General features: G+C 70.7%; 29 protein-coding genes and 1 pseudogene. 15 read left to right on the plus strand and 15 right to left on the minus strand.

What is annotated here, in order from left to right:
• Nucleotides 1-110: 110 nt before the first annotated feature.
• The 3 genes from AB0K00_RS19830 to AB0K00_RS19840 are packed head-to-tail and all read left to right on the plus strand — an operon-like array spanning nt 111 to nt 2,280.
• Nucleotides 111-1,031: a cation diffusion facilitator family transporter gene (locus tag AB0K00_RS19830; RefSeq protein WP_363522661.1), complete on the plus strand. Its 921-nt coding sequence runs from the start codon at nt 111-113 to the stop codon at nt 1,029-1,031.
• 21 nt (nt 1,032-1,052) lie between these two features.
• Nucleotides 1,053-1,997: an MFS transporter gene (locus AB0K00_RS19835; RefSeq protein ID WP_363522663.1), complete on the plus strand. Its 945-nt coding sequence runs from the start codon at nt 1,053-1,055 to the stop codon at nt 1,995-1,997.
• A gap of 7 nt (nt 1,998-2,004) precedes the next feature.
• On the plus strand, nt 2,005-2,280 hold the full coding sequence (locus tag AB0K00_RS19840) for a hypothetical protein (protein ID WP_363522664.1): 276 nt from the start codon (nt 2,005-2,007) through the stop codon (nt 2,278-2,280).
• Between the two features lie 107 nt (nt 2,281-2,387).
• Here the strand turns inward: AB0K00_RS19840 and AB0K00_RS19845 are convergent, their stop codons facing one another.
• Nucleotides 2,388-2,774 (minus strand): hypothetical protein, encoded by a 387-nt coding sequence (locus tag AB0K00_RS19845; RefSeq protein ID WP_363522666.1) that lies wholly within the window; start codon nt 2,772-2,774, stop codon nt 2,388-2,390.
• A gap of 248 nt (nt 2,775-3,022) precedes the next feature.
• Between AB0K00_RS19845 and AB0K00_RS19850 the strand changes: the two genes are divergently transcribed.
• From AB0K00_RS19850 to AB0K00_RS19860, 3 genes are read left to right on the plus strand one after another with little or no spacing between them, the layout of a single operon-like run.
• A complete protein-coding gene (locus AB0K00_RS19850; protein WP_363522668.1) occupies nt 3,023-3,352 on the plus strand; it encodes a metalloregulator ArsR/SmtB family transcription factor in 330 nt (109 codons plus the stop codon).
• A gap of 3 nt (nt 3,353-3,355) precedes the next feature.
• Nucleotides 3,356-4,060, plus strand: coding sequence for a cation transporter (locus AB0K00_RS19855; protein WP_363522670.1), 705 nt, complete (start codon nt 3,356-3,358; stop codon nt 4,058-4,060).
• Between the two features lie 2 nt (nt 4,061-4,062).
• Nucleotides 4,063-4,674 (plus strand): hypothetical protein, encoded by a 612-nt coding sequence (locus AB0K00_RS19860; protein ID WP_363522672.1) that lies wholly within the window; start codon nt 4,063-4,065, stop codon nt 4,672-4,674.
• Nucleotides 4,675-4,706: 32 nt separating this feature from the next.
• On the opposite strand, the gene AB0K00_RS19865 is transcribed toward AB0K00_RS19860, so the two are convergent.
• Together AB0K00_RS19865 and AB0K00_RS19870 are read right to left on the minus strand one after the other, a co-directional pair.
• Nucleotides 4,707-5,282, minus strand: coding sequence for a permease prefix domain 1-containing protein (locus AB0K00_RS19865; protein ID WP_363522673.1), 576 nt, complete (start codon nt 5,280-5,282; stop codon nt 4,707-4,709).
• Complete coding sequence (locus AB0K00_RS19870; RefSeq protein ID WP_363522675.1) at nt 5,264-5,608, minus strand: helix-turn-helix transcriptional regulator; 345 nt, start codon at nt 5,606-5,608, stop codon at nt 5,264-5,266. The genes AB0K00_RS19865 and AB0K00_RS19870 overlap by 19 nt, the downstream gene beginning before the upstream one ends.
• 103 nt (nt 5,609-5,711) lie before the next feature.
• Between AB0K00_RS19870 and AB0K00_RS19875 the strand changes: the two genes are divergently transcribed.
• Nucleotides 5,712-6,305: a hypothetical protein gene (locus AB0K00_RS19875; RefSeq protein ID WP_363522676.1), complete on the plus strand. Its 594-nt coding sequence runs from the start codon at nt 5,712-5,714 to the stop codon at nt 6,303-6,305.
• On the opposite strand, the gene AB0K00_RS19880 is transcribed toward AB0K00_RS19875, so the two are convergent.
• Entirely contained in the window at nt 6,250-6,630 is a 381-nt protein-coding gene (locus AB0K00_RS19880) for a metalloregulator ArsR/SmtB family transcription factor (protein WP_363522677.1), read from the minus strand. The two genes, AB0K00_RS19875 and AB0K00_RS19880, sit on opposite strands and share 56 nt — an antisense overlap.
• Before the next feature lie 91 nt (nt 6,631-6,721).
• Here AB0K00_RS19880 and AB0K00_RS19885 point away from each other — a divergent pair, with 91 nt between their 5' ends.
• From AB0K00_RS19885 to AB0K00_RS19915, 7 genes and pseudogenes are all read left to right on the plus strand, one after another.
• Nucleotides 6,722-6,868 carry a hypothetical protein gene (locus AB0K00_RS19885; RefSeq protein ID WP_363522679.1) on the plus strand — a complete coding sequence of 49 codons (147 nt, stop codon included), beginning with the start codon at nt 6,722-6,724 and terminating at the stop codon, nt 6,866-6,868.
• Between the two features lie 44 nt (nt 6,869-6,912).
• Nucleotides 6,913-7,161, plus strand: coding sequence for a hypothetical protein (locus AB0K00_RS19890; RefSeq protein WP_363522681.1), 249 nt, complete (start codon nt 6,913-6,915; stop codon nt 7,159-7,161).
• On the plus strand, nt 7,158-8,420 hold the full coding sequence (locus tag AB0K00_RS19895; protein WP_363522683.1) for a M28 family peptidase: 1,263 nt from the start codon (nt 7,158-7,160) through the stop codon (nt 8,418-8,420). Before AB0K00_RS19890 ends, AB0K00_RS19895 begins: the two co-directional genes overlap by 4 nt.
• Nucleotides 8,421-8,429: 9 nt before the next feature.
• Complete coding sequence (locus AB0K00_RS19900) at nt 8,430-8,762, plus strand: metalloregulator ArsR/SmtB family transcription factor (protein WP_363522684.1); 333 nt, start codon at nt 8,430-8,432, stop codon at nt 8,760-8,762.
• Nucleotides 8,759-8,857: pseudogene (locus tag AB0K00_RS19905) on the plus strand (N-acetyltransferase); the annotation flags it as partial. The gene AB0K00_RS19900 and the pseudogene AB0K00_RS19905, both read left to right, overlap by 4 nt.
• Before the next feature lie 106 nt (nt 8,858-8,963).
• Nucleotides 8,964-10,376, plus strand: coding sequence for an FAD-dependent oxidoreductase (locus AB0K00_RS19910; RefSeq protein ID WP_363522686.1), 1,413 nt, complete (start codon nt 8,964-8,966; stop codon nt 10,374-10,376).
• A gap of 4 nt (nt 10,377-10,380) precedes the next feature.
• Nucleotides 10,381-11,679, plus strand: coding sequence for an MFS transporter (locus AB0K00_RS19915; RefSeq protein ID WP_363522688.1), 1,299 nt, complete (start codon nt 10,381-10,383; stop codon nt 11,677-11,679).
• Here the strand turns inward: AB0K00_RS19915 and AB0K00_RS19920 are convergent.
• From AB0K00_RS19920 to AB0K00_RS19930, 3 genes are all read right to left on the minus strand, one after another.
• A complete protein-coding gene (locus AB0K00_RS19920; protein WP_363522794.1) occupies nt 11,657-11,767 on the minus strand; it encodes a hypothetical protein in 111 nt (36 codons plus the stop codon). The two genes, AB0K00_RS19915 and AB0K00_RS19920, sit on opposite strands and share 23 nt — an antisense overlap.
• Nucleotides 11,764-12,570, minus strand: a complete 807-nt coding sequence (locus AB0K00_RS19925) for an SAM-dependent methyltransferase (RefSeq protein WP_363522690.1) — start codon at nt 12,568-12,570, stop codon at nt 11,764-11,766. Before AB0K00_RS19925 ends, AB0K00_RS19920 begins: the two co-directional genes overlap by 4 nt.
• A gap of 515 nt (nt 12,571-13,085) precedes the next feature.
• Complete coding sequence (locus tag AB0K00_RS19930; protein ID WP_363522692.1) at nt 13,086-13,547, minus strand: response regulator; 462 nt, start codon at nt 13,545-13,547, stop codon at nt 13,086-13,088.
• Nucleotides 13,548-13,942: 395 nt separating this feature from the next.
• Between AB0K00_RS19930 and AB0K00_RS19935 the strand changes: the two genes are divergently transcribed.
• A complete protein-coding gene (locus AB0K00_RS19935) occupies nt 13,943-15,199 on the plus strand; it encodes an MFS transporter (RefSeq protein WP_363522796.1) in 1,257 nt (418 codons plus the stop codon).
• A gap of 85 nt (nt 15,200-15,284) precedes the next feature.
• Here the strand turns inward: AB0K00_RS19935 and AB0K00_RS19940 are convergent, their stop codons facing one another.
• The 8 genes from AB0K00_RS19940 to AB0K00_RS19975 are packed head-to-tail and all read right to left on the minus strand — an operon-like array spanning nt 15,285 to nt 24,587.
• A complete protein-coding gene (locus AB0K00_RS19940; protein ID WP_363522694.1) occupies nt 15,285-15,485 on the minus strand; it encodes a DeoR family transcriptional regulator in 201 nt (66 codons plus the stop codon).
• A complete protein-coding gene (locus tag AB0K00_RS19945; RefSeq protein ID WP_363522798.1) occupies nt 15,482-16,348 on the minus strand; it encodes a carbohydrate ABC transporter permease in 867 nt (288 codons plus the stop codon). The genes AB0K00_RS19940 and AB0K00_RS19945 overlap by 4 nt, the downstream gene beginning before the upstream one ends.
• On the minus strand, nt 16,348-17,313 hold the full coding sequence (locus AB0K00_RS19950; protein ID WP_363522696.1) for a sugar ABC transporter permease: 966 nt from the start codon (nt 17,311-17,313) through the stop codon (nt 16,348-16,350). The genes AB0K00_RS19945 and AB0K00_RS19950 overlap by 1 nt, the downstream gene beginning before the upstream one ends.
• A 57-nt stretch (nt 17,314-17,370) precedes the next feature.
• Nucleotides 17,371-18,717, minus strand: a complete 1,347-nt coding sequence (locus AB0K00_RS19955; protein ID WP_363522698.1) for an ABC transporter substrate-binding protein — start codon at nt 18,715-18,717, stop codon at nt 17,371-17,373.
• Nucleotides 18,714-19,910 (minus strand): family 1 glycosylhydrolase, encoded by a 1,197-nt coding sequence (locus tag AB0K00_RS19960; RefSeq protein WP_363522700.1) that lies wholly within the window; start codon nt 19,908-19,910, stop codon nt 18,714-18,716. Before AB0K00_RS19960 ends, AB0K00_RS19955 begins: the two co-directional genes overlap by 4 nt.
• On the minus strand, nt 19,907-22,528 hold the full coding sequence (locus tag AB0K00_RS19965; RefSeq protein WP_363522702.1) for a glycoside hydrolase family 2 TIM barrel-domain containing protein: 2,622 nt from the start codon (nt 22,526-22,528) through the stop codon (nt 19,907-19,909). Before AB0K00_RS19965 ends, AB0K00_RS19960 begins: the two co-directional genes overlap by 4 nt.
• Nucleotides 22,525-23,586, minus strand: coding sequence for a Gfo/Idh/MocA family oxidoreductase (locus tag AB0K00_RS19970; RefSeq protein ID WP_363522704.1), 1,062 nt, complete (start codon nt 23,584-23,586; stop codon nt 22,525-22,527). Before AB0K00_RS19970 ends, AB0K00_RS19965 begins: the two co-directional genes overlap by 4 nt.
• Complete coding sequence (locus tag AB0K00_RS19975) at nt 23,583-24,587, minus strand: alcohol dehydrogenase catalytic domain-containing protein (RefSeq protein WP_363522705.1); 1,005 nt, start codon at nt 24,585-24,587, stop codon at nt 23,583-23,585. Before AB0K00_RS19975 ends, AB0K00_RS19970 begins: the two co-directional genes overlap by 4 nt.
• Nucleotides 24,588-24,761: the final 174 nt, after the last annotated feature.

Consider the following 24,761-nt stretch of genomic DNA (forward strand, 5'->3'; position numbering starts at 1 on the left):
AAGCAGCATAGTAGACAGTGATCCAGGTGACGTACGGGCGGGCCTTGACGGGCCGTCCTCGACACATATTAGTATGCGCATGTGAACATGAGTGACGCGGAGGTGCTCTGATGGGCCACGGGCACGATCACGGCCACCAGGTGACGGCGACCGGCCGGCACCGGGCCGCACTCAGCGGCGCGCTCGCTGTCTCAGTGGCAATCTTCGCGGTCGAGGTCGTCGGCGCGCTGATGACCGGCAGCCTCGCGCTGCTCGCAGACGCCGGCCACGTCCTCGCCGACGCCGGAGGGGTGGCCCTTGCCCTGGGTGCGACGCTGCTCGCCGACCGCCCCGCGACAGGTCGCCGCACGTTCGGCTGGGCCCGCGCCGAGATCCTCGCCGCTGCGGTGAACGGCCTGGTTCTGGCCGGGATGGGCAGCTATGTCTTCGTCGAAGGTGTCCGCCGCCTGATCGAACCGACCTCGGTCGAACCCGGTGGGATGGCGCTCTTCGGTGTCATCGGCCTGGTTGGCAACCTCGTCGGCGTGGCCCTGCTGTGGCGGGCCCGCAACGCCAGCCTCAACATGCGCGGCGCGTTCCTCGAGGTCGCCACCGACACGGCCACCTCCGTCGGTGTCATCGTCGCGGCCGCCGTGATCGCCATGACCGGGTTCACCCGCGCCGACCCGATCGTGTCGGTCCTCATTGGTCTCGTCATCGTCCCGCGAGCGGTCCGGCTGCTGCGCGAAGCGGCCAACGTGCTCCTTGAAGCGACACCGTCCGGCATCGACCTGGACCAGATCCGTAGCCACATCACCGAGCTGGAGCACGTCCTGGGAGTACACGACCTGCACGTCCACGCCGTCACGTCCGGCCTGCCGGTGCTGACCGCGCACGTCGTCGTGCGGGACGAATGCTTCCAGGACGGGCACGCCCCGCAACTGCTCGACGCGCTCCAAGCCTGCGTCGCCGGGCACTTCGACGTCGACCACGCCACATTCCAGCTGGAGCCGGCCGGCCACTCCGACCACGAGCACCCGACCCATCCGTAGCCGACCGGAACGGAGCACGCCGTGGGCATCTCCAGGCCAATGTCCACCCAGCGGCGACGGAGCTGGGCGCTGATCGGCCTCACGGTCGCCGTCGTCGCCATCGGCTTCGACATCACCATCCTCAACATTGCCCTGCCCACCATGGCGAAGGACCTCGATGCCGGCACCAGCGCCCTGCAGTGGATGGTCAACGCCTACGTGCTCGTCTTCGCCGGGCTGCTGCTGCCGTTCGGTGCGCTCGCGGACCGGTACGGACGCCGCCGGTGGCTCCTCGCCGGCCTTTCGGTGTTCGCCCTCGCGTCCCTGGTCGCCACCTGCGCGGACACCGCCGCGCTCGTCGTGGCAGCCCGCGCCGGGCTCGGTCTCGGCGCCGCCATCATCATGCCGACCACCCTCGCCTCCATCGCCGCGATGTTCACCGGAGCCGACCGCAGCAGGGCGGTGTCGGTCGTGGTGATGGGCATGGGCGTCGGCGTGCCGTTCGGCCCGATCGTCGGCGGGTATCTCCTGGAGCGCTTCTGGTGGGGGTCGATCTTCCTCATCAACGTGCCGATTGCCGCTGTCGCCATCGTGGTGGTCGCGGCCTTCCTCCCCGAGTCCCGCGATCCTGCCCCGCCTCGTCTCGACCTGCCGGGCGCCGCGCTATCTACGACGGGTCTCGTCGCGTTCGTGTACGGGGTGATCGAAGCGCCTCGGCGCGGCTGGGACGATCCGCTGGTGATCGTCGCGATTGCGGGCGGCGTCGGGTTGCTGGCCGTGTTCGGATGGTGGGAGCTGCGCCGCCGGGAGCCGATGATCGACCTGCGGTTGTTCCGTGATCGGCAGTTCGGCGATGGATGCCGTCCTGGCCGTCATGCCGCCGGAACGCTCCGGCGCCGGCATCGCCATCACCATGACCGTCCGGCAGGCCGGCGGAGCACTCGGCATCGCGTTGCTCGGCAGCCTGCTGTCCGAGACCTACGCTGATCGCATCGTGGTGACCGGACTCCCCGCACCCGCCGCCGACGCTGCCAGGGACTCCATCGCCGGGGCGATCGCGGTCGCCGAGCGCCTCGTCGTGCCGGAGCTGGCCGGCAGCGCCCGCGCCGCGTACACCGACGCGATGGACTTCGTCCTCATCGCGTGCGCGGCGGCCGTGCTGGTCGGCGCCGTCCTCGCCGTGATCTTCATGCCGGCTCGAACGCCGGAAGCAGGCGCGGCATCGGTGGTTGCCGGACGTGCCAGAAAGGACGCGCCCTCCGCCAGGTAGCGGCTGACACGCCCTGTCTGACACCCGCCGTACGTCGCAAGGCCACCCGCACGCACGGCCTGGGGGTACGAACGACTATGGTTCGCCGGTTGCCTGCGTCACCGACGTCAGTGTCCGGCGATGGCCGGGCCGTGGTCGCCGGTCGAGATCTGGGTGCCCTCGGCGAACGCCGACTCGAACTGGGCGCGCAGGGCGTCCATGCTTGCGTATTCGGAGGTGTGGGACTGTTCGCTGCCTTCGGCGGCGAACACCGAGTCGGTTTCGGCTTCGTCGTGGCTGTAGCTGGTGTAGTCGGTGGACTCGTAGCGGGAGCCGTCGGCGCCTTCGTACTCGATGTGCTTGCCGGTCTCGAAGTCGGTGGACTCGGCCGAGGCGCTGTCCTGGGCGTAGATGCCGAACTGGGACTGGTAGTCCTGCTCGCTGCCGGCTTCGGTGTGCAGCTGCTCGATCTCGCCGGACTCGGTGCCGGTCTCGAACTCGCCGTACTCACTCATCGTGTCGTCCTCTCAGGTGGTGTGGTGTGTTCCTTGCGATGAACAGAAATCTACTAGTCTCCCTAGTAGATGGAATCCCCGTTTCGTGCCAGCGAATTGCCGATGCGAGACGTGCTGGTCTACCGGGTTCATGCGAGAAATCACCTTCAGCAAGCGGTCCGACACACTACGGTGCTGCATCGTAGGTAGAGGCTCCTTGCGGTTGATACATCATGTGCTGAATACAGCAGATGATGTACTATCGCGATATGGAGACGTTGACGCACGGCCAGGTGCTCGCCCGCTTCGGGCATGCCCTGTCCGATCCGGTTCGTGCCCGGCTGCTGCTCGCGCTGCGCGACGGTCCGGGTTACCCGGCCGAGCTGGCCGACACACTGGGCACGAGTCGGCAGAACCTGTCCAACCACCTGGCCTGCCTGCGCGGCTGCGGTCTGGTCGTCGCGGTCCCAGAGGGCAGGCGGACCCGGTACGAGCTCGCCGACGCCCGGCTCGCGCACGCGCTGGGCGATCTGCTCGGCCTGGTCCTCGCCGTCGACCCGGCGGCCTGCCCCGTGTCGGCCGAGGAAGGGTGCTGCTGACTGATGGGCGCCCCGCTGCCGCTGATGTCGATCGGGCCATCCCCGGCGCGCCGATCGGCGCTCACCCGCCGGATCCGGCTCTTCGTCGCCGCCACGATCACCTACAACGTGATCGAGGCAGCCGTCGCGCTGACCGCAGGCACCCTGGCATCGTCGACCGCGCTGATCGGCTTCGGTCTGGACTCCGTCATCGAGGTGTCCTCCGCCGCCGCCGTGGCGTGGCAGTTTTCCGGACCCGACCACGAACGCCGCGAACGAACCGCGCTGCGGATCATCGCAATCTCGTTCTTCGCCCTCGCCGCGTACGTGACCGTCGAATCCGTGCGAGCACTGATCGGCGCGGACCACGCGCAGCACTCGACCATCGGCCTGGTGCTGGCAGCGGTGTCCCTCGCGGTGATGCCGGTGCTGTCGGCCGCGCAGCGCCGCGCCGGCCGGGAACTCGGCTCCGCCTCGGCGGTCGCGGACTCCAAACAGACCCTGCTGTGCACCTACCTGTCCGCGGTGGTGCTGGCCGGGCTGACGGTCAACTCGCTGTTCGGCTGGTGGTGGGCCGACCCGGTCGCCGCGCTGGTCATCGCCGCCGTCGCGGTGAAGGAAGGCCGCGAGGCATGGCGCGGCGACACCTGCTGCACGCCTCTCACTACGCCCACCCCGGACGTGTCCGCAGCGGGCTGCACCGACGACTGCTGCACCAAAGAGGCGTGAGCATGGCCGCCGTGTGGCTGCTCAGCGCGATCATCATCGCAATCGCCTCACCCGCGTTCGGACACTTCGATACCGTCCGACCGCTGTGGACCCGCATCGCACGGCGGCTGGTCCGGCAGTCGACCGGCGGGTGCCAGGTCGACGATGACATGTACGAACGTGAACTGCCGTCTGTCCGGCGGCGTGCAGGTCATGGCGTTGCCGACGGCGATTCGGTCGGCCCGGTGCGGCAGGCGGGCACGCAGGCGGTCAAGGTGTTCGACCTGGTCGCCGCCGGCACCGGCCTGCGCGATCACGCCGCACGCGAAGCCGGCTGCGACCCGGTCACCGTCGCGACCACTGCGGACGATCACAAGGCGTACTACCCGGGCGCCACGCCGATCCAGATCCGGGTCACCGGCGACCGCATGACCGGGCGCCTCCTCGGCGCCCAACTGCTGGGCCACCGCGGCGCCGAGATCGCCAAGCGCATCGACATCTTCGCCACCGCGATCAGCTACGGCGCCAAGGTGGCCGACATCGCCGAGCTCGACCTGTCCTACACGCCGCCGCTGGGCAGTCCCTGGGACGCCGTGCAGATCGCCGGCACGAACTGGCTTCGCACCGCTGATTGAACCTGTGCTGTGGTCGTTTCGGTGGATGAGGGTCAACCGGTGAAGAGCCGGGGCAGGGCCCGGGCGGTCAGGACGAGTCGAACGAGGCTGGCTGCCGTGGCGACGATCAACGGCCAGGTGAACGCCGCCGGCAGCAGCGCGACCGCCGCGAGGAGCGCCGCGTCGAGGCCGATCAGCCCGAGCCCGCCGACCGCGGCCGCTCTGGTGAGCCGGTAGTTGCGGCGCGTGGTGGCCGCGAGCGCCAGGGTTGTGACGACGGCCAGGAGGGTGAGACCGAGTCCGAGCCTGATCGGGACCGGCACCGGCCAGGTCCAGGCGTGGCCTGCGATCAGCGCGACGGCCCAGCATGCGCCGACGGCGGGCCCGGAGACGATCAGTCCCTTCGCGACGTGCCGGCCGGGGGACTGGCGTACGAACGCCGCGATGACCACGTGCGGCTCGCCGAACTCGGCGATTGCCGCGTTCGCGGCGGCATCGGGGTCCAAGCCGCGGGAGAGGTGGTGCAGGTACGTTTCGGTCAGGCCGTCGGCGAGCTCGTCGACCGCGTCGGCGGGCAGTCGCCGAGCGAGGGCGGTGACGGTCGCGTCGATCAGCCGGTGGCCGGCCATGGCGGCCTGTCCAGCAGGGTGGTGACGGTGGCAGCGAACTCCTGCCAGTTGATCCGGTCGCCGGCGAGCTTGCGCTCACCAGCTTCGGTGAGTTGGTAGATGCGCCGCCGGCGTCCGTCGGTGTGTGACCAGGTACCGCTGATCAGGCCGGCGGCTTCCAGGCGGTGCAGTGCGGGATAGACCGTGCCGGTGGGCAGGTCGAACCGGCCGCCGCTGCCCTCGCGGAGCGCCTCCTTGACCGCGTAGCCATGCCGCGGGCCGTCCTCGAGGGCGGCGAGCAGCAGCACGTCGAGGTGCCCCTTGAGCGCCTGTGCCTCGGCCTTCATCGGCAACCGTCCCGCATAGGTAGCTATGCTACTCTTCGAACGTAGGTAGGATAACTACGTATGAGTTCGGAGGCGACATGCCCCGACATATCACCAAGCGGCGTTGAGCATGCTTGCCGGCCTCGACGTTCCTGATGCAGGCCCGCTGTTCCTGGCCGCCCTCGCGGTGCACGTCACCGCGGGCGTGACCGGTGTCGTCGCGGGCGCTCTGGCGGCAGCCGCGCACAAGCGGGCCGGCCGCCATCCACGGGCCGGTGCGGTGTACTTGTATGCGGCCGGCGCCGTGTTCGCGACGGCAACCGTGATGGCCGCGCTGCGCTGGCAGCGCGACTGGCATCTGTTCCTGATCGCGACGGTCGCATTCGGCCTGGCGCTGCTCGGCTGGTGGGCGCGCCGCTCACGACCCCGTCGATGGGCAGCGTGGCACGGCTCGGCCATGGCCGGCTCGTATGTCGCCCTGCTGACCGGTTTCTACGTCGACAACGGTCCGCAACTGCCGCTGTGGGACCGGTTGCCACCGCTGGCGTACTGGCTGCTGCCGGCCGCCGTGGGCATCCCCGTCACGTGGCGCGCGTTGCGCCGCAACGGTGCGCTGCGCGGCGGTCGGCCGGCGACGTCCGCGCCGGCCGGCAACGTGCGGGTCAGCCGACCGCTGCGGTGGTGTCCACGGCGAGCAGGGCGGCGAGCTGGCGCATGATGCCGGGCCGGGCGCGGTAGTAGACCCAGGTGCCGCGGCGGTCGGAGTCCACCAGGCCCGCCTCACGCAGGGTCTTCAGGTGGTGGGAGATCGTCGGCCCGGACAGCTCGAACGCCGGGGTCAGGTCGCACACGCAGATCTCCCCGCCGGGTGCGGACGCGATCATCGACATCAGCTGGAGCCGGACCGGGTCGCCGAGCGCCTTGAACGCCGGCGCGAGCACGGCGGCGGTCTCCGCAGGGATGCGGTGCTGCGCGATCGGCGGGCAGCACGCGGTGTCCGCGTTGAGGTCCGTGAGGGTGAGCACCGCCGCTTGTTTCGACATGCCTCTAGGTTGACAGATCTCGAATCAGCGTGCAACTGTTTGATTCGACAGACGTCAAGACAGTCCGTACCTGCACGATGAGGAGATCGCCATGTTCCGCTTCTCCCGCCGCTCCGCCGTGAAGGCCGGCGTCCGGTTCTGCGACGGCTGCGCCGAGGTCAGCACCGCCGCCGAGCGCGCCCAGCGCCGCGTCGAGCGCACCCGCACCGAGCTCACCGCCCTCGCGGGCCCCCGCTAGCGACCCGACCCCTGCCATCCATCCGTACTGTGAAGGAGCACACCATGACCAGCACGCACACCCAGGGCGGATTCGCCGGCGACCCGGCAACGGCCCTCAACGTTTCCGGCACGAGCGGCTGCTGCGGCAACCCGCCCCAGGCAACCCTCACCCTGCCGGAGCCCAGCGGCGCTGCGGCGGCCGGCGCGTCACCCTGTTGCGGCACCACGGCCGAGGCCACCGAGGCCGGCGCCTGCTGCGGTACGTCGGCGAAGGCTGAGGCGGTCGCCTCCGGCGCGGGTTGCTGCGGATGAACGCCGCCGCCGGCCGGTCGCCCGCCACCGTCGTGGAGGCACTCGCCGGGCTCCTCGACACGGTCTCCGGCGAGCGCATGGCGGCCACGGTCGCCGCGCTCGCCGGCGAGCCGTTCACCGGTCGCCGGGTCGGTTCAGCCGGCGGCGCCGCAGCCCGCGCCTGGCTCGCCCAGCACCTGGACGACCTCGGCGCAGCCGTGACCCTGGAGGCGTTCGCCGTCAGGTTCGTCCCCGAGGTCTACGCCACGCCCGACGTGCTGTGGCACGACGGCGGCACCACCCGCCGCCTCGCTTTCGGCCGGGACGTCGCGGTCCACCTCGCCTCGGCCGACCGGCCCCTCATCCGCCGCGGCGACCTGGCGGTGGCCGGGGTGGGAGATCCGACCGGCCGGTGGCTGGTCGTCCCATCGGGGATGACGCTGTTCGACGCGTACGGCCACGCCCACGGCGCGATCGGGCTGCTGTTCGGCCGGGGTGTCGACGCCGACGGTTGGCACTACACGATGCTCGCCGGCCCGAACCCCGGCCCGCTGCCGATCCTCACCCTCGACACCGCCACTCACACCGCATTCCGCGCGGCGGCGGAGGCAGGTGCCGGATGGCTGGCCGCGAACGCTCCGATCCGCCGGCTCGACGTGTCCGCCATCAACGTGCACGGCACGTGGCATGCCGGCGCGGGTGCGGAGGTGCTGCTGACCGCGCACTACGACGGGGTCGGCGACCACCCGGGCCTGCGCCAGCCGGCAGCGGCGGACAACGGCAGCGGCGTCGCCGTCGTTCTCGAGGCGGCCCGCGTCCTCACCCGGCACCTGCCCGGTGCGCGACTGTCGGTCGCGCTGCTCGACGCCGAGGAAGCGGGCGCGTTGGGCTCCGCGCACCACGCGGCGCAGCTGCGTGAGACCAGTGCGGCGCCGATGGTCATCAACGTCGATGGCGCCGGCAACCTGCACCAGGCCGCCGCGGTCGAGGCCGGCGGCCCCGCGCACGCTCTCCTCGCCGCGCTGGACCAGGCCGGCCGGCACACGGGCATGCCGCTCGTCGCCGGGCCGGTGGCCTCCGACAACCGCCGCTACGCTGCCGCCGGCCTTCCGTCGGTCGGCATCGGCGCCGGGATGGCCGGGTATCACAGCCCTGCCGACACCGCCGACCGCGTCGAGACCAGCACCCTGACCGCCGTCGCGAAGCTCGTCGTCGCGACCGCCTGGCTGGCGACCGCGGATCCGACTACACTTCAATCGTTAATCGGCGATAAACGATGAAGTTGGTGGATGGTGGGCGAACTCCTCGACCGGGGGACTGCCGAGACGTACGCGTCCTGGTTCCGTGCCTTGGCCGATCCGTCACGGGTGCAGATCGTGGAGTACCTGGCGCGGCAGGGAAAACCGTTGAGCGTCGGGGAGATCGTGACGGCGGTCGGGCTGGCGCAGTCGACCGTGTCGCAGCACCTGAAGATCCTGACCGAGGTGCGGTTCGTCCTGGTCGAGGCGGTCGGTACCGCCCGGCACTACCGGATCAACACCAACTGCATCGCGTGCTTCCCGTCCGCCGCGGACGTCGTCATGGGCAAGCCTGCCCCGAGCCCGATCGGAGGCTGCACATGACGGACACCGCGATCCGGCCGATGACAGCCGACGACGCGGCCGCAGTCCTGGCCATCTACCAGGCGGGCATGGACGCCGGCAACGCCTGCTTCGAGGACACTGCCCTGCACCACGCCGCCGGCGCCTGACGCCCTCACCGCGGCACCGCAGGCCGCAGACCGACCTCATATTTCGAATGCTGTCGAGACAAAGGAACCTGTCATGGACACATTGCCTGTCGTCGTCATCGGTGCCGGCCCCGTCGGCCTGGCCGCCGCCGCCCACCTGCACCAGCGCGGCCTGCCCTTCGTCGTCCTCGAAGCCGGCGACCGGCCGGCCGCAGCGATCCGCCAGTGGGCCCACGTCCGGCTGTTCTCGCCGTGGCGGTACAACATCGACGCCGCAGCCCGCAGGCTCCTCATCGACGCGGGCTGGGTCGAGCCCGACGCCGAGCGGCTGCCCACCGGCGGGCAGCTGGCCGCCGACTACCTGCAGCCCCTCGCCGACCTGCCCGCGCTCAAGCCGAACGTGCGATACGACGCCCGCGTCACCGCCGTGACCCGGCTCGGCCTGGACCGGCTGCGGACCGCCGGCCGCGAATCCACGCCGTTCCTGGTACGCCTCGCCGACGGCACCGACCTCCTCGCGCGTGCCGTGATCGACGCCTCGGGCACCTGGTCCACCCCGAACGTCCTCGGCGCGTCCGGCATCGCCGCGCACGGCGAGGCCGACGCCGCCACGTACCTCGAGCACGCCCTGCCCGACGTCCTCGGCGCCGACCGAGACCGGTTCGCCGGCAAGCGCACCCTCGTCGTCGGCGCCGGGCACTCCGCCGCCAACACACTGCTCGTCCTGGCAGCCCTCGCCGAGGAGGTACCAGGCACCCACGTCACGTGGGCGATCCGGGCGGCCACCCCGGCACGCACCTACGGCGGCGAGACCGCAGACGCACTGCCTGCCCGTGGCGCGATCGGCACCCGGCTGCGGGAGCACGTCGAGGCCGGCCGGATCGACCTCATCACCGGGTTCTCGGCCGAGACACTCACCGTCCTGCCCGATGGCGGTGTCGAGGTGTCCAACGGCGTCCGCGCCGTCGTCGCCGACCGCATCGTGTCCGCGACGGGATTCCGGCCTGACCACGGCTTCGTGTCCGAACTCCGTTTGGACCTGGACCCGATCCTGGGCTCCACTCGCGCCCTCGCGCCGCTCATCGACCCGAACGAGCACTCCTGCGGCACCGTCCCACCGCACGGCGTCGACGAGCTCACCCACCCCGAACCGGGCTTCTACGCCATCGGCGTGAAGAGCTACGGCCGCGCCCCGACGTTCCTCCTCGCCACCGGCTACGAACAGGCCCGTTCCGTCGTCGCCGCCCTGGCGGGGGACTGGACCGCCGCCCGAGACGTCCAGCTCGACCTGCCCGAGACCGGCGTCTGCAACAGCAACCCGGTCGTCGGCGACGACACCATCGACGCGACCGGTGGCGGCTGCTGCGGCGCTCCCGCCGCCGAGACGGCGCCGGCGGGGCGGGGACTGGCCACGGGCATCGCCGGTGGGCTGCTGTCCTCGCCGCTGACGCTGGTCAGCGTGTCGGTGCCAGCCAGCGGTGAGCAGTCCGGCAGCTGCTGCAGCTGACCACGTGAACCCAGCTACCACGGCGGCCGCCGCCCCACGTGTCGGCGGCCACGGGTCGTTTCACGGCTGGCGGATCGTCGCCGCGCTCGCCGTCACCCAGACCGTCGGGTACGGCACCCTGTACTACGCCTTCGCCGTGTTCCTCCAGCCGATGGCCACCACGCTGCACGCCTCTACCACCACCGTCACCGGCGCCCTGACCGCCTCCATCCTCGCGGGCGCCGTGATGGCGGTGCCGGTCGGGCGGTGGCTGGACCGGCATGGCGGCCGGGCGCTGATGACGGCCGGCTCGGCGGCGGCAACCGGCCTACTGGTGGCCTGGTCGCAGGTCCGCACCGTCACGCAGCTCTACGCCGTGCTCGTCGGTGTCGGGCTCACCTCGGCGATGGTGCTGTACGAATCGGCGTTCGCCGTCGTGGTGTCCTGGTTCGACCCGCAACGACGAGCCAGGGCACTGCTGACGATCACCATCGTCGCCGGGTTCGCCAGCGCCGTGTTTCTGCCGCTGACCGGTGCCCTCGTACAACGCTACGACTGGCGGCACGCCCTGCTGATCCTCGCTGCCCTGCACGGCGTCGTCACCATTCCGCTGCACGGCCTCGTCGTGCGCCGCGCGCCGCACCTCACCATCACCGCACGGCAACGGGCCAGCGCGAGCCGGTCAGCGGTGGTGCGGGCCGCGGTGCACGACAGCCGGTTCTGGGCGCTCGGCGTCGCGTTCGTCGCCCACGGCGCCGCCATGACCGCCATGACCGTCCACCTCGTCGGGTTCCTCACCAGCCGCGGGCACCCGGTCACGTTCGCCGCCACCGTCGCCGGCCTTCTGGGCGTGCTGTCGGTGACCGGCCGGCTCGTCCTCACCGGCGCGCAACGCCGCATCCGGATCACCACCGTCGTCGCCGCCATCTACGCCGTCCAGGCCGTCGCCGCCTTGGCCCTGCTCGCGATCGGCAACAGCAGGACGGGGGCGGTGGCCGGCGTCGTCGCGTTCGGGCTCGGGTTCGGCATCTCCAGCCTCGCCTCCCCGGCGCTGCTCGCTGACCGCTACGGCACCATCGCCTACGCCACCATCGCCGGCATCCTGACCGTCCCGATCACCCTCGCCCGGGCCGGCGCACCCCTCGGCGCGGCCGCGCTGCACACGGCCGGCGGGTACACCCCCGTCCTTGCCGCCATCGGCGTCGCCTGCCTCATCGCCGCGACCGGCATCGTCACCCGGGCCTCCGCACCGCCGCCGGTGCCCGACACGGATGCCACCAACGATGACCTGGCAGCCCGCCTCAATGGCGCGGCGCGTACCTGATGACGACGACGCCGACCAGGCAGACCGCGGTGCCGATGACGTCGTAGCGGTCCGCCGGAACTTGTCGGGGCCGGCGCTGCAGGCTCAGCCCGTCGAGGACCTACGGGCGACCCCACCGACCGCTAGGCGCTGCGGGGGATCGTCGACATCCTCGGGGTCCGGGTGCCAGTCGCTGATCGGTACCAGGCCAGGGTCGAGCAGGTGCCAACCGGCGAGCAGCTCGGCCACCCGGGCGGGGGAGCGCACGTGCAGTGCCGTCGGCGTGCGCTGATACAGCCGCCGCACGTTCTCCTGCGCTACGGCGTCAGTGCCGGGCGCCGCGTGGGAGATCGCGACGTAGCTGCCTGGCACGGTGGCGGCGGCGAACTGCCGCGCGATGCCGGCCGGGTCGTCCGCGTCGTCGATGAAGTGCAGCACCGCCACCATCAGCACGGCGACCGGTTCGGACAGGTCGAGCATCCCGGCCACGTCCGGATGGCCCAGAATGTCCTGCGGTCGGCGCAGATCCCCTTGTACGGCGGTCGCGTACCGGTTGCCGGCCAGGATCCGCCGGCTGTGCGCGACGGCAACCGGGTCGATGTCGACATACACCACGCGCGCGTCCGCGGCTGCGAACTGCGCCACCTCGTGCACGTTGCCCAGCGTCGGGATACCCGAGCCGATGTCCAGGAACTGCCGCACCCCGCTGCCGGCCAGCCACCGCACGACCCGGCCCAGGAACGCACGGTTGTCATGCGCGACCTGGATGGCACCCGGCCACGCGCGTTCCGCCTCCTCGGCGAAGCGCCGGTCGACCTCGAAGTTGTGGAACCCGCCGAGCGCATAGTCGTAGACCCTTGCCGCGTTCGGTGTGGTGATGTCAACCCCGTCAGGCACCCAGTCCGGCAGCATTGCCGATCCCTCTCCGCCTACCGCCAGGCCATCGGCCCGGCTCACCTGTCCATTTCACACCCGTGCAGCTCACCGACGCCAGAACGCCGTCAGGTGTGACTGCGCAGCCCGGCGGCCGTCGCGGTGGTCCGCCTCAGCCAGCTGCAGGTCCGCGTTCCCCGCAGCGCCGGTCACCGGCGACCGCCCGCTGCGATCGTCACCCGCCAGCCGCGCCGGGTGGCAGACCGCGGCGACACATCGACGATGCGGAACTTCGAGGATAGCGCAATGTGCACATGCATTCACGTTAGGTAGGTCTCCTGCATCATTCCACCACGGTCCGGCTCGAACGCGACGCCGTACCGGATGTGTTTGCGCCGTCGACAAGTACCGTCGGCTGGTCTCCCGACGAACAGCACTCATCCACATGCCGCCACGGTCGCCGCGCTCGGCCGATGGCGCCAACGATGCCGATCTGTACACGTAACGGCTCGGCATCGATGGTGCTCAGCCAGGTCGTTGCCGGCGCGGATCGATCAGGGCGCCGGTTCTTCAGAGGGCTGACCGGGCAGAGCGACGGCGTGACCGTAGAAGTCGTGGATCTTGCTGATGACCCGGTCGTAGTCGTCGAGATCGATGGGCTTGGTGACGTACGCATTGGCCCGCGCGTCGTAGGCCGAAGTCACGTCGCTGTCCGAGGACGAGGTGGTGAACACGATCGTCGGGATCGACTTGAACCTGTCATCGGTTTTGATCATCACGAGTGCCTGCCGGCCGTCGACCCGGGGCATGTTCAGATCGAGCAGGATCAGATCCGGTCGCGGCGCGTCACCGTAGGGGTCGTCCCGGTTCAAGAAGGCGAGGGCCTCCCCGCCGTCGGGAACGTGGTGCAGCGCGCTGCGGATGCTGTGCTCGTCGAAGGCGCTCTCCACCAGCGCGACGTCGCCGGGGTCGTCCTCGACGACGAGCACCTGCAGCAGTCGCTCGTCGGCCTCCATGTCTCACTCCTCAATGCAGGGTGGCCGGCGCACGTGTTCCGACCAGCCTGTCGCCAGCGCGAACAGCTATACATGTCGCAGGGCCGCGCCACCCGGTAACTCCACCGGCCAACTGCCGATCATGAAGCTAACGTACCCCGACGACCTTGTCGTGGAGGCCCGTCGATGGCTACTGTCGGGGCGCGGATTGAACCCCCGGAGGAGTCGAAATGCCCGGTCGTCCGAGCACGCGTTGACGGTAGGGCCGTAAGCGGCCCGTCAATCGCGTGCTGCCTTCGATAGCGCGGCACAGCGAGCGTTTCCCGCTCTGACCCGTTCACGCAGTTGCGGAACGGGCGGCGGTCGTTGTCCTCCGCTATCCCAGGGGTGTTTCTGTGTCGACCGCTTCATCCGCTGTGCCCGATGCCAAGCACATCGTTGCGTCCAGCCTCTGGCGGGACGCTGATTTCCGCCGGCTCTGGATCGGCCAGACCGCCTCGCAACTCGGCGAGCATGCGAGCGTGGTGATCCTGCCGCTGCTGGCGGTGCTGACCCTGCATGTGGACGCCGGCCAACTCGGTGCCCTGCGAGCTGTCGGGCAGGCGCCGCTGCTGTTGCTGACGCTGTTCATCGGCGCCTGGATCGACCGCCGGCGGGCGCGCAACGTGATGGTGCTGGCGGATCTCGGCCGGGCCGTGGCGCTGGCCGGCGTCGCCGTGGCCGCGCTCGCCGGCGGTCTGGGGCTGCCGACGCTGCTGGTCGCGGCGTTCGCCGTGGGCACGATGTCGGCGTTCTTCGACGTGGCATACCAGACGTTCATCGTGCGGATGCTGCGCCGCGACCAGTTGCTGCTCGGCAACAGCGCGGTCGAGGGCAGCCGGTCCGTGGCGCAGATCGGCGGTCCTGCCCTCGGTGGAGCGCTGGTGTCGCTGCTGTCGGCGCCGATCGCGGCCTCGTGCAACGCGGTGTTGTTCGCGGCGTCGTTCGTGTCGGTCGCACGGATCCGGCACCGTGAAACGGTTCCGGAGAGCACGGGCAGGTCCTCCAGGATCCGCGAAGGCGTCCGGTTCGTCCTGGGACACTCGTCGCTGCGGGCCGTGTGCCTGGCGTCGGCCGCGTTTCAGTTCTCCTTCGCGGCAGTGATGACCGCGTACCTGATCTTCCTGCCCAGGGAGCTGCACCTGTCCGGCAGCGCCGTGGGGATCGTGCTCGCGGCCGCCGGGCCGGGCGCGCTCGTCGGCTCGCTGCTCGCGGCGCACCTGCCGGGCAGGCTCGGCTACGGCGCGGTCCTGGCGGCGGCCGCGACGATCGGCAACGGTGCCATGCTGTTCGTGCCCCTGGTGCACGGCGCCGCGGCGGTGACGCTGCCGGTGCTCATCGGCATCAGCTTCGTCTTCGGAACCTTCAGCCAGCTGGTCAACGTCACCGTCATGGCGATCCGGCAGGCCGTCACCCCGGACGGGATGCAGGGCCGGGCATCCGCGACCATCACGTTCACCGGCATGGGCCTGACCCCGCTCGGCTCGCTGTTCGGAGGTTTCCTGGCCGGCGAACTGGGCCTGCGCACCGCCATCCTGGTCGCCGCCGCCGGCATGATGGTGTCGCCCCTGCTGATGCTGGTGTCTCCGCTGGTACGCCTGGGCCGGGACCTGCCCGTGCCGGAGGACGACTGAGCTGACCGTTGCCGGCGGCGCTGCCCGGCCGGGGTGAGACGTACGTGAAGGTCAGCGGTGTCTGGCGGCACGTGTACCGGGCCGTTTACGGGAGCTCGCGGACGATCCCGCCGTGGACGCGGCGGCCGATGCGGGTGGCGACGCGGTCGCAGTCGCGGTTGGCGGTGGAGGCGGAGACGTGGAAGCGTTGCGCCACTTCGCGGACGGTGACCGCGCCGGAGGTCAGCACCTGTTCGATGATCCAGCGGTGCCGCAGCTCGGGCAGCACCGTGATGGCGCCGGTCATCCCTTCACGCTTCCGGCGAGGAGGCCGCGGACGAAGAAGCGCTGCATCGACAGGAAGACGATCAGGGGCAGGAGCATGGAGACGAAGGCGGCCGCGGACAGCAGGTACCAGGCACTGCCGCGGCTGCCCGCCAGGTTGGCCAGGGCGACCGTCATCGGGTTGGTGCCGGGGGTGTTCGCGAAGGTCAGGGCGACCAGCAGGTCGTTCCACACCCAGAGGAACTGGAAGATGCCGAACGCGGCGACGGCCGGCACGAGCAGCGGGGCGAGGACCCGCAGGAAGATCTGGACGTGGCCGGCGCCGTCGACGCGGGCCGCCTCGACGAGTTCCTTCGGCAGGCCGCGCATGAAGTTGTGCAGCAGGAAGATGGCCAGGGGCAGCGAGTAGACGGTGTGCGAGATCCACACGGGCCAGTAGGTGCCGGCGAGGCCGGCGTCGACGTACAGGTTGAGCAGCGGGATCAGGGTCACCTGGATCGGCACGATCTGCAGCGCGAAGATGAGCACGAAGAGCAGGTCGCGGCCCTTGAAGTCGATCCAGGCGAGGGCGTAGGCGGCGATGAGCGCGATGGCGAGCGGGGCCAGGACCGACGGGAGGGTGATGACGACGGAGTTGACGAAGGCCTGGGACAGCGACCGGCCGGAGGTCTGGCTCTCCAGGACCTGCCGGTAGTTGTCCAGGGTGAAGCTCGAGGCGGTCCACCAGCCGGTCCGCTGGATGTCGGCCTGCGGGCGGAACGACGTGACGAGCAGGCCCGCGGTCGGCAGGCTCCACAGCACGGCGATGATGACCGTGGCGAGCGAGGCGATCGGCGAGGACAGGTGCTTGCGGGCCGTGGCCGACCGTTCGGAGATGGCTTGCATCACGCCCCCCACCGGCGCAGTTGCCGGATGTTGTACAGGATGACCGGTAGGACCAGCACGAACAGGAGCACGGCGAGCGTCGAGCCGAGGCCCTGGTTGTCGGAGCGGAAGCTTTGCGTGTAGAACTCGTTCGCCACGACGCTGGTGTCGAACTGCCCGCCGGTCATGGTGCGCACGATGTCGAAAACCTTGAGTGTCCAGATCGCGATCGTGGTGAGCACGACGATGATCGTGGGCCGGATGCTCGGCAGGGTGATGGTGCGGAACAGGCCGATGCCGGTGACGCCGTCGAGCTGCGCCGACTCGATGATCTCCACCGGGATCTCCTTGATGGCGGCGGAGAGCACGGTCATCGCGAAGCCCGCCTGGATCCAGATCATCACGACGACGAGCAGCACGGTGTTGAGCGGCGCGTTGATGAGCCACTGCTGCGGGGTGCCGCCGAGCGCGACGAGGATCTGGTTGACCAGCCCGATCTGGGAGACGCCGGGCAGGTCGGGGCGGTACTCGTAGACGAACTTCCAGATGATCGACGCGCCGACGAACGAGATCGCCATCGGCAGGAAGACCAGCGCCTTGGCGAAGGACTCGAACCGGCTGCGGTCGACGAGGACGGCGTAGACGAGTCCGACCGCGGTCGCGGCGAGGGGCGACAGCAGGACCCAGATGGCCGTGTTGCGCAGCACATGCAGTTGCTCGGCGGAGCTGAAGACGCTGACGTAGTTGTCGAAGCCGACGAACTGCGAGCCGTGCGCGTCGAACAGCGACTCGTAGACGGTGCGCAGCGCCGGGTACACGACCGCGACCGCAAGGCCGAGGACGGTCGGGGCTAGGAACAGCCAGGCCAGCCGGCGGTCGGCCGTCGGGCCGTTGAAGCGCCCGGCAAGGAGCAGGATCACCGCCACCACGAGGGCGAACGCTCCCAGGCCGAGGGCGAGCTGGCCCAGCTTCGCCGCAATTTCCATGCGATTTCCTCCAGTGGGGCGCGGCGGCCACGGGGTGCGGCCGCCGCGCCGACGGCACTACTTGGGCCAGGCCGCTTCGATCGCGTCGAGGGTGGCTTTGGTGGACTGTCCGGTCACCCAGTTGGTGCCCTGCTTCCAGAAGGCGTTGGTACCGACGGCGCCGGGCATCTGGTCGGAGCCGTCGTAGCGGAACACCGACTTCGGGTCCTGCAGGATCTGCGCGGACAGCTTGTCGATCGGGTTGGTCAGCTTGCTCGCGTCCATGCCGGTGTTGGCGCTGATCCAGCCGCCGCCGGGGGTGCTCGCGACCTTCTCGTTGGCCCACGTGTCGGAGGCCAGGAAGGTCTGGAACGCCTTCACCTCGGGCCGGTCGGAGAACGCGACCACGAACTCGCCGCCGCCGAGGACGGGCTTGGTGGTGTCGTCCTTGCTCGGGAAGTAGAACGCGTAGATGTCGCCGTCGGGCGCGACGTTGACGCCCTTCGGCCAGTTCTGCGCGTAGAACGAACCCTGCCGGTGCAGGCTGCACTGGCCCTGCAGGATCGGCAGGCCGGCGTCCTGGAACTGGGTCGACGCCACGCTCTTGACGTCGCCGAGGCCGCCGTTGACGAAGGCGGGGTTCTTCAGGTATTCGCCGACGGCGTCGAGGGCGCCGGTCGCCTCCGGGCCGTTGAACGGAATCGTGTGATTGACCCAGTCGTCGTACGCCTTCGGCCCGGACAGGCGGAGCATCATGTCCTCCATCCAGTCCGTCACCGGCCAGCCGGTCGCGTCACCGGAGCCGATGCCGACACACCACGGTTTCTGCCCGGCCGCGGCGATCTTCTCCGACAGCGCCTTGAGCTCGTCGAGGGTCTTGGGCACCTCGTACCCCTTGGCCTTGAACTCCTTCGGGGAGTACCAGACGAAGGACTTCACGTTGGCGCCGAGCGGCGCGCCGTAGACCTTGCCGTTGACCGTGACGTAGCCCTGCCAGGACTCGCTCCAGAACTTCTTCACGTTGGCCACGACGGTGTCCGGGGCCTGCACCGCCTTGCCGGTCTCGACGAGCTGCTTGACGAGTCCGGGCTGCGCGAAGATCGCGAGGTCCGGCGGGTTGCCGCCCTTGATGCGCACCTGGACCTGGGTGTCGAACTCCTTCTCGCCCTGGAACTCGACCTGGATGCCGGTGCAGCGTTCGAAGGTCTTGTAGGAGTTGATGTGCGGCTCGTCCTCGGGCGCGACGATGCCCGAGTACAGCGACACCGTCTTGCCCTTGAACGTGCCGTACTGCTGGTAGGCCTCGCATCCGGCGGTGCCCTGGGCGGTGTCGCCGGCGGTGTCGGCGCAGGCGGCGAGCAGGAGGGTGGCGGCGGCGATGCTGAGAACGCGGCTGAGAACGCGGATGGGGGGTGTCCGTCTCATGGTTGCCTTCCTTGACAGAGTGCTTGAAAGACGTCGAAGAGCTCGTTGGGCCGGCGGGGGAAGCCGCCCACGTCGTCGGCGTCGAGGGTCACCAGGCCGAGCCGGTGCAGGTGGTGCTCGACGGGGTCGAGCGCCTCCCGGTACTGCCAGCGGATCTGGTCGAAGAACGGCCACCAGATGTAGCCGGCGATCTCGACCTCGGAGCGGAGCTTGTGCAGCAGGGCGACGGAGTCGCGCAGCCAGGCGATGCGCTGCGCCATCGTGCCCTCGTAGCTGGTCTCGGTCACCATGACGGGGACGCCGTAGCGGGCCGCGGTCTCGCGGACGAGCTCCTCGAGCCCGGCGACGCCGTCGTCGCGCTCCCGGCCCGTGCCGTCCTCGTGCACGAGCGTGGACCACATCGGGTAGTAGTTGATCCCCATGACGTCGGGGACGGCCGGGTTCTCGGCGAACCAGGTCAGGTCGTCGTCGGTGAAGCCGTGCTCGCGCAGGTAGCCGAGCAGCGGATGGCCGTCGCCGACCATGCCGTTGAGGAGGTCGCCGCACAGCCACCGGCGTTCGTTGAGGACACCGGAGTCCCCGGACGGGTAGCGGAAGGACGCCTCGACGTGCACGAAGGTGGCGTTGCCGCCGGTGGCGTCGGTGATCGCGCGTTGCGAGCCGACGACGCCTTTCGCGATCGCCCGCATGAGCTGCAGGTAGCCGTCGTCGCCGGTGAGGTACGGCGGCCAGGTCCCGGACTCCCCGCACAGCCGCGCCGTCCACTGCGGCTCGTTCAGCGGGGTCCAAGCGGTGAGCCGGTCGCCGTAGCGTTCGGCGAGCGCGAACGCGTACTCCGCGACGGCTTGCGGGTAGCGGTGGTTGATGAAGTGGTTGTCGAGCCATTCGGGGGTGCCGTAGTGGACGAGGTCGACGATGACCTCGAGGCCGAGCTCGCAGAGCCGGTCGACGACCCGATCGGCCCAGGACCACACGAACGTCCCGGGCGAGGGGTTGATGCGGTACCACGGCAGCCCGTACCGGATCGTCTGCGCGCCGGACGCCTTGACCAGGTCGAGGTCGCCGGCCCAGCGGGTGTAGTGCTGGGTCAGCTCGTACTCGTCGAGCTTGCGGCGGCCGAGCGCGGTGTGCGCGATGAACGTGTCCTCGATGCCCACGCCGAGCCGGAAGGCGCCGTCGGAGAACTGGTTCACGATGCGGCTCCGATCAGGTCGGCGAGGGTGGCCACGGCGGTCGGGTCGTCGCGCAGGACGGCGTCGACGAGCGGCAGCTGGCACAGCCACAGCCATCCGTCGTGCACCGGCAGCGCGGCGACGATGACGCCGGTGAGCCGCCCGGGGAGGGGTTTGTAGACGCCGAGCACCGGCCGTTGCGGCCAGTCACGCCCGTCCAGGGACGTGTAGACGACGTGCGCGGTGACGCTGAGCAGTTCGGTGGTGACGACCGTGCCGGGTGGCACCGCGGACAGCACCGCCTCGCCGGTCGTGAACACATTCGGCAGCGAACCCCATTCGGTGGCCAGGTCCTTGACGGTGGCCGGCACCGGCAGGTGCGCGGCGCCGTCGACGCCCTGGGCGAGGACGAGCACGTTGCGCCCTTCGCGCAGCGCCGCGTCGACCAGCGGGCCGGTGGCCGCCGACAGCGCGCCTTCGCCGACGACCAGGCACCCGGTGTCGCCGGTCCGTGCGCCCACCGTGGCCAGCGCCCGCTCGTCCGTCGCCGACCCCAGCAGGTGTACGGGGTGCGCCGCCGACGGCCGGGCGAGGACGGTGAGCGGATAGCGCTGCTCGACCGGGGCCGCGCCAGGTGCCTTCCAGGTCACGGACAGCTCGTGGCGTCCCGGCCGGGACGGCAGCGGCACGGTCACCGGGTGCGGTGTCGTCGGCGTGTACGGCAGCAGCGTGGCGGTGCCGGTGACGCCGTCGACGGACCATTCGCCGGTCACCGTCGTGGGCGTGTCGTTGGAGACGACGACCGACAGGCCGAAGGTCTCGCCGGCGAAGCCGTTCCAGGCGTCGTCGTCGTGCAGCGCGATCGGCAGGGTGGGCCGGCAGGCCGCGGCGACCTCGCGGATCGCCGGGTCCTTGCCGCCACGTTCGAGGTCCCACAGCCCGTTGTACTCGTGCGGCACGTCGGTGAGCTCGGTGAGGCACCACCCGGCGATGCCGGGCGTGCTGCGGAACAGCTCGATCTGCAGCCGGTCGGCGAGGCCCTGGTACGCCTGGGTCCCCTCGACGAAGGCGGCCGCGGTGCCGGGCCACGGCAGCGCCGCGATGTCGTCGGCGAGATGGACGGGCCACCAGAACGGGGTGTCTGTGGTGGATGTCTCCAGCGACGGCAGGCCCCAGTCGCCGAACTCGCTGACCAGCAGCACCTTGCCGGGCACGGGGGCGGCGGCACTCTTCGCGCGCAGCGCGGCGAGGTACTGGCGGCTGAGCCGCCCGTACCAGTGCGCGGTAAGGATCGGGCTGCGGTAGACGTGCTCCGGGCCGGGTTCGACGGAGTCGTTCTCGATCACGGGACGGGTGCCGTCGAGGTCGGTGACGAGCGCGTACAGCATCCGGGCGAACCGTTCGTAGCCAGCGGAGGCGCGCACGTCGCGGTCGGTGTTCTCGGCGCCGATCTCGTTCATCGCCGACCACAGCACGACGCTGGGGTGGTTGCGGTCGCGCAGGACCTGCTCGGCGGCGGCCGCGGCGCAGGCCCGGGCGAGGGGCCCGGTGTCGTCGAGCTCGTCGACCGCGATCGGCTCGGCGATCGGCAGGTCGCAGTGCACGAGCATGCCGAGTTCGTCGCAGACGTCGAGGTACCGGGGGTCGAACGCCTTGATGTGCAGGCGCAGCATGTTGAGCCCGATCGCCTTCGCGGCGCGTACCTCCCGTTCGATCGCGTCGCGGGAGCCCTCGGCGTAGAGGGTGTCGGCGCGGAAGCCCTGTACGAGCGCGGCCTGCACGCGTCTCGGCGCGCCGTTGAGCAGGATCCGGTCGCCGTCGACGGTGACGGTGCGCACGCCGAAGCGGACCTCGGTCTCGTCGCAGGCGAACCCGTCGGCGAGCACCACGAACCGGGCGTGGTGCAGCGCCGGCGACTCCGGCGACCAGCGGCCGAGGCCGTCGAGCCGCGGGTGCAGGACGACCTCGGTGTCGGCGTGCCCGGGGACCATGACCTCCTGGCGGGTGACCCGGCCGTCGATCGTGCACTCGACGACCGCGGCGATGCGGCCGCCGCGGTTGCGGATGCGGATCTTCGCCTCGGGCCGGGCCGGGTCGCCGTTGACGAAGGCGTCCTGGAGGGTGACGGCGCCGTGCCGGGTCAGGGTGACCGGTTGCCAGATGCCGCCGTACGTCAGGTACAGGCTGGGCGGGCTGGGGAACAGGTCGTTCTTCCAGCCCTGCTTGCCGTGCGGGCCGCGCGGGTGCTCCGGCGCGTCGGCGGGGATGTCGAGGACCCGCACGGCGATGACGTTGCGCCCGGCCCGCAGCACCCCGGTGACGTCGACGGTGAACGGGGTGTACGCGCCGGCGTGCGCGCCGACCTCGACGCCGTTGACGTGGACGGTCGCCTCGTCCATGACGGCGCCGAACGCCAGCGTCCAGTGCCCTTCGACGTCGGCGAGGTCGAGCTCACGGACGTACCAGGCGAACCCGCTGAGATGCAGGTGACCCTGCGCTTCCCAGAGGCCGGGGACCTGGATGGTGCCGAGGCCGGCCGGGGCCGGCGGGAGCGAGTCGGCGGTGTCGCCCGGGTGGAAGCCCCAGGTGCCGTCGAGGCTGAGCACCGAGGTGCGGGCCTCGTGGTCGGCGATGGTCACGACGGGTCCTCAGCGGGGACGTCTGCGGGGACGTCTGCGGGGACATCTGCGGGGACATCTGCGGGGACATCTGCGGGGACATCGACGCGGCGGCCGGTCTCGAACGACTCGATGACGGCCATGGCCAGGGCGAGGGCGCGGCGGCCGGCGCGGGCGTGGACGGGCGGCTCTGCCCCGGCGCGCAGGGCGGCGAGGACCGCGTCGACGTGCCGGTCGAAGGTGAGGTGGAACTGGCGGGCGGCGTCGTTGAAGTAGCCGGCCTGCCAGACGTGGCGGGTCTCGTCGCCGACGGACTGCAGGGTGAGCCGCGCGACGGTGTCCTCGATGAGGGCCCGGCCGGCGGTGCCGTTGAGCTCGATGAGCTGGGTGCCCGGGTACGCGTAGGACGAGTCGTAGCTGCCGACGAGGCTGCCGACGGCGCCGTCGGCGAACCCGAGGGCGACCGCCAGGGTGGTGTAGACGCCGGGGTGGGTCTTGTCGGTCAGCTGCGCCGCGACCGAGGTGATCGGCCCGCACAGGTGCTCCAGCATGTCGAAGCCGTGGCACTGGGTCTCGATGAGGTTGGCGTGCGGGGAGGTGCCGAAGTTGGGCTCGCCGCCGAAGCGCCAGGTGGCGAAGACGAGGTCGCCGATCGCGCCGTCGGCGATGGCCTGCCGGGCGCGCAGCACCGGCTCGGCGTAACGGTGGTTGAAGTTGATGCCGAAGAACAGGTGGCGTTCGGCCGCCTCGGCGATGAGCCGGTCGGCCTCGGCGAGGTCGAACACGAGCGGCTTCTCCACCAGCAGCGGCACGCCGAGCCGGATCAGCTCCAGGGTGGGCTCGAAGTGACCCTCGTTGGGCAGGCTGACGGTGATGAGGTCGGGTCGTTCGGCCTCGACCATGGCGGTGAGGTCGGTGTAGGGCCGGGTGCCGTACGCGGCGGCACGTTCGGCGGTGCGCTGCGGGGTGCGGCCGGCGATCGCGACGAGGTCGGTGTCGGGGCGCTGGGCGAAGATGCGGGCGTGCTGCTCGCCCCAGCCGCCGGCGCCGACGACCGCGACCTTGAGGCGGGCGGTCACCGCTCGTCCTGCGTGACGACGACCTTGCCGGTCTCGCCGCCGAGGAACAGCTCGAACGCGGCGGTCAGCTCACTGGCCGGCAGCCGGTGGGTGATGATGCGGGACAGCTGCGACAGGTGCGCCTGGAGCAGGTCCAGGTTGGCGGCCATCTCGGCGTAGGCGAAGTACTCGCTGCCCATGACGGTCCGCTCGGGGGCGATGAGGTCGGCGGACACATCGAGGCTCAGGCCCTCGCCGTGTCCGACGCAGGCGAGCACGCCACGCTTGCCGAGCACGGCGACGGCGGTCTGCCGGGCGCTCTGCTTGCCGGTGGAGTCGATCGCGGCGTCGACGCCGGTGAGCGTGACCGGCCGGGTCGCGTCGATCGGGGTGGCGCCGAGCTCCTCGGCGAACGCCAGCCGCCACGGCGACACGTCGCTGACGTAGACGGGGACGTCGGCGCCGTAGCGGATGCGGGCCATGACCAGGACGCCGAGGCCGATCGGTCCGGCGCCGGCGACGTAGAGCGACTCGACGTCGTCGCGCATGCGGTGGATCCGGCCGAGCGCGTGCCCGCTGGTGCCCATCACGTCGAGCAGGAGGGTCGCCTCGGCGGCGCTCACGCTGTCCGGCACGGCGAAGAAGTTGCTCTCGTGCACGATCTCGTAGGGCCCGTAGCCGCCGTCGGCGGTGAAACCCATGTCGTTGCGCTTGGCGAGGCACTGGTTGGTGTACCCGAGGCGGCAGCTGCGGCAGTCGCCGCAGTAGTCCATCAGGAACACGGCGCCGCGGGTGCCCTCGGCGACCGTGGTGCCTTCCCCTGCGGCGACGACGGTCCCGGCCGCCTCGTGTCCGGGCACGACGGCCGAGCCCTCGAACCACTGCTCGCGGTCGGTGCCGCAGATCGCGTTCGCGCCCACGGCGAGCAGCAGCTCGCCCGGGCCGGGGTCACGGTACGTGTGCTCACGGAGCTCGATCTTTCCTTCGCCGACGAATGTCGGTGCTATCGCGGTGCGGGGCATGTGCGCCTCCCTCGGTCTTTGCGTTGTAGCACGTCAGCGGTGTTGTACCGGCATTTCCCACGATCACTTCGCCGGTGTTTACCACGTGGCAGAGAAAGTTTTACCACGTGGCAGAGAACCTGTACAGTGGCTGCACGAGCAGTCGCTCTCTGCTGCCTTTTCCAGAAACGGTGG

The sequence above is a fragment of the Dactylosporangium sp. NPDC049525 genome, assembly GCF_040676755.1.
Classification (GTDB): Bacteria; Actinomycetota; Actinomycetes; order Mycobacteriales; family Micromonosporaceae; genus Dactylosporangium.

Bases quoted from the DNA above. Each gene is read 5' to 3' on its own strand.
- AB0K00_RS19895 (WP_363522683.1), top strand. From the start codon at position 7,158: ATGAACGCCGCCGCCGGCCGGTCGCCCGCCACCGTCGTGGAGGCACTC.
- AB0K00_RS19910 (WP_363522686.1), top strand. From the start codon at position 8,964: ATGGACACATTGCCTGTCGTCGTCATCGGTGCCGGCCCCGTCGGCCTG.
- AB0K00_RS19890 (WP_363522681.1), top strand. From the start codon at position 6,913: ATGACCAGCACGCACACCCAGGGCGGATTCGCCGGCGACCCGGCAACG.
- AB0K00_RS19925 (WP_363522690.1), bottom strand. From the start codon at position 12,570: ATGCTGCCGGACTGGGTGCCTGACGGGGTTGACATCACCACACCGAAC.
- AB0K00_RS19940 (WP_363522694.1), bottom strand. From the start codon at position 15,485: ATGACCGGCGCCATCACGGTGCTGCCCGAGCTGCGGCACCGCTGGATC.
- AB0K00_RS19860 (WP_363522672.1), top strand. From the start codon at position 4,063: ATGGCCGCCGTGTGGCTGCTCAGCGCGATCATCATCGCAATCGCCTCA.
- AB0K00_RS19865 (WP_363522673.1), bottom strand. From the start codon at position 5,282: ATGGCCGGCCACCGGCTGATCGACGCGACCGTCACCGCCCTCGCTCGG.
- AB0K00_RS19955 (WP_363522698.1), bottom strand. From the start codon at position 18,717: ATGAGACGGACACCCCCCATCCGCGTTCTCAGCCGCGTTCTCAGCATC.
- AB0K00_RS19850 (WP_363522668.1), top strand. From the start codon at position 3,023: ATGGAGACGTTGACGCACGGCCAGGTGCTCGCCCGCTTCGGGCATGCC.
- AB0K00_RS19870 (WP_363522675.1), bottom strand. From the start codon at position 5,608: ATGAAGGCCGAGGCACAGGCGCTCAAGGGGCACCTCGACGTGCTGCTG.
- AB0K00_RS19855 (WP_363522670.1), top strand. From the start codon at position 3,356: ATGGGCGCCCCGCTGCCGCTGATGTCGATCGGGCCATCCCCGGCGCGC.
- AB0K00_RS19930 (WP_363522692.1), bottom strand. From the start codon at position 13,547: ATGGAGGCCGACGAGCGACTGCTGCAGGTGCTCGTCGTCGAGGACGAC.
- AB0K00_RS19945 (WP_363522798.1), bottom strand. From the start codon at position 16,348: ATGCAAGCCATCTCCGAACGGTCGGCCACGGCCCGCAAGCACCTGTCC.
- AB0K00_RS19845 (WP_363522666.1), bottom strand. From the start codon at position 2,774: ATGAGTGAGTACGGCGAGTTCGAGACCGGCACCGAGTCCGGCGAGATC.
- AB0K00_RS19885 (WP_363522679.1), top strand. From the start codon at position 6,722: ATGTTCCGCTTCTCCCGCCGCTCCGCCGTGAAGGCCGGCGTCCGGTTC.
- AB0K00_RS19900 (WP_363522684.1), top strand. From the start codon at position 8,430: ATGGTGGGCGAACTCCTCGACCGGGGGACTGCCGAGACGTACGCGTCC.
- AB0K00_RS19830 (WP_363522661.1), top strand. From the start codon at position 111: ATGGGCCACGGGCACGATCACGGCCACCAGGTGACGGCGACCGGCCGG.
- AB0K00_RS19975 (WP_363522705.1), bottom strand. From the start codon at position 24,587: ATGCCCCGCACCGCGATAGCACCGACATTCGTCGGCGAAGGAAAGATC.
- AB0K00_RS19880 (WP_363522677.1), bottom strand. From the start codon at position 6,630: ATGTCGAAACAAGCGGCGGTGCTCACCCTCACGGACCTCAACGCGGAC.
- AB0K00_RS19950 (WP_363522696.1), bottom strand. From the start codon at position 17,313: ATGGAAATTGCGGCGAAGCTGGGCCAGCTCGCCCTCGGCCTGGGAGCG.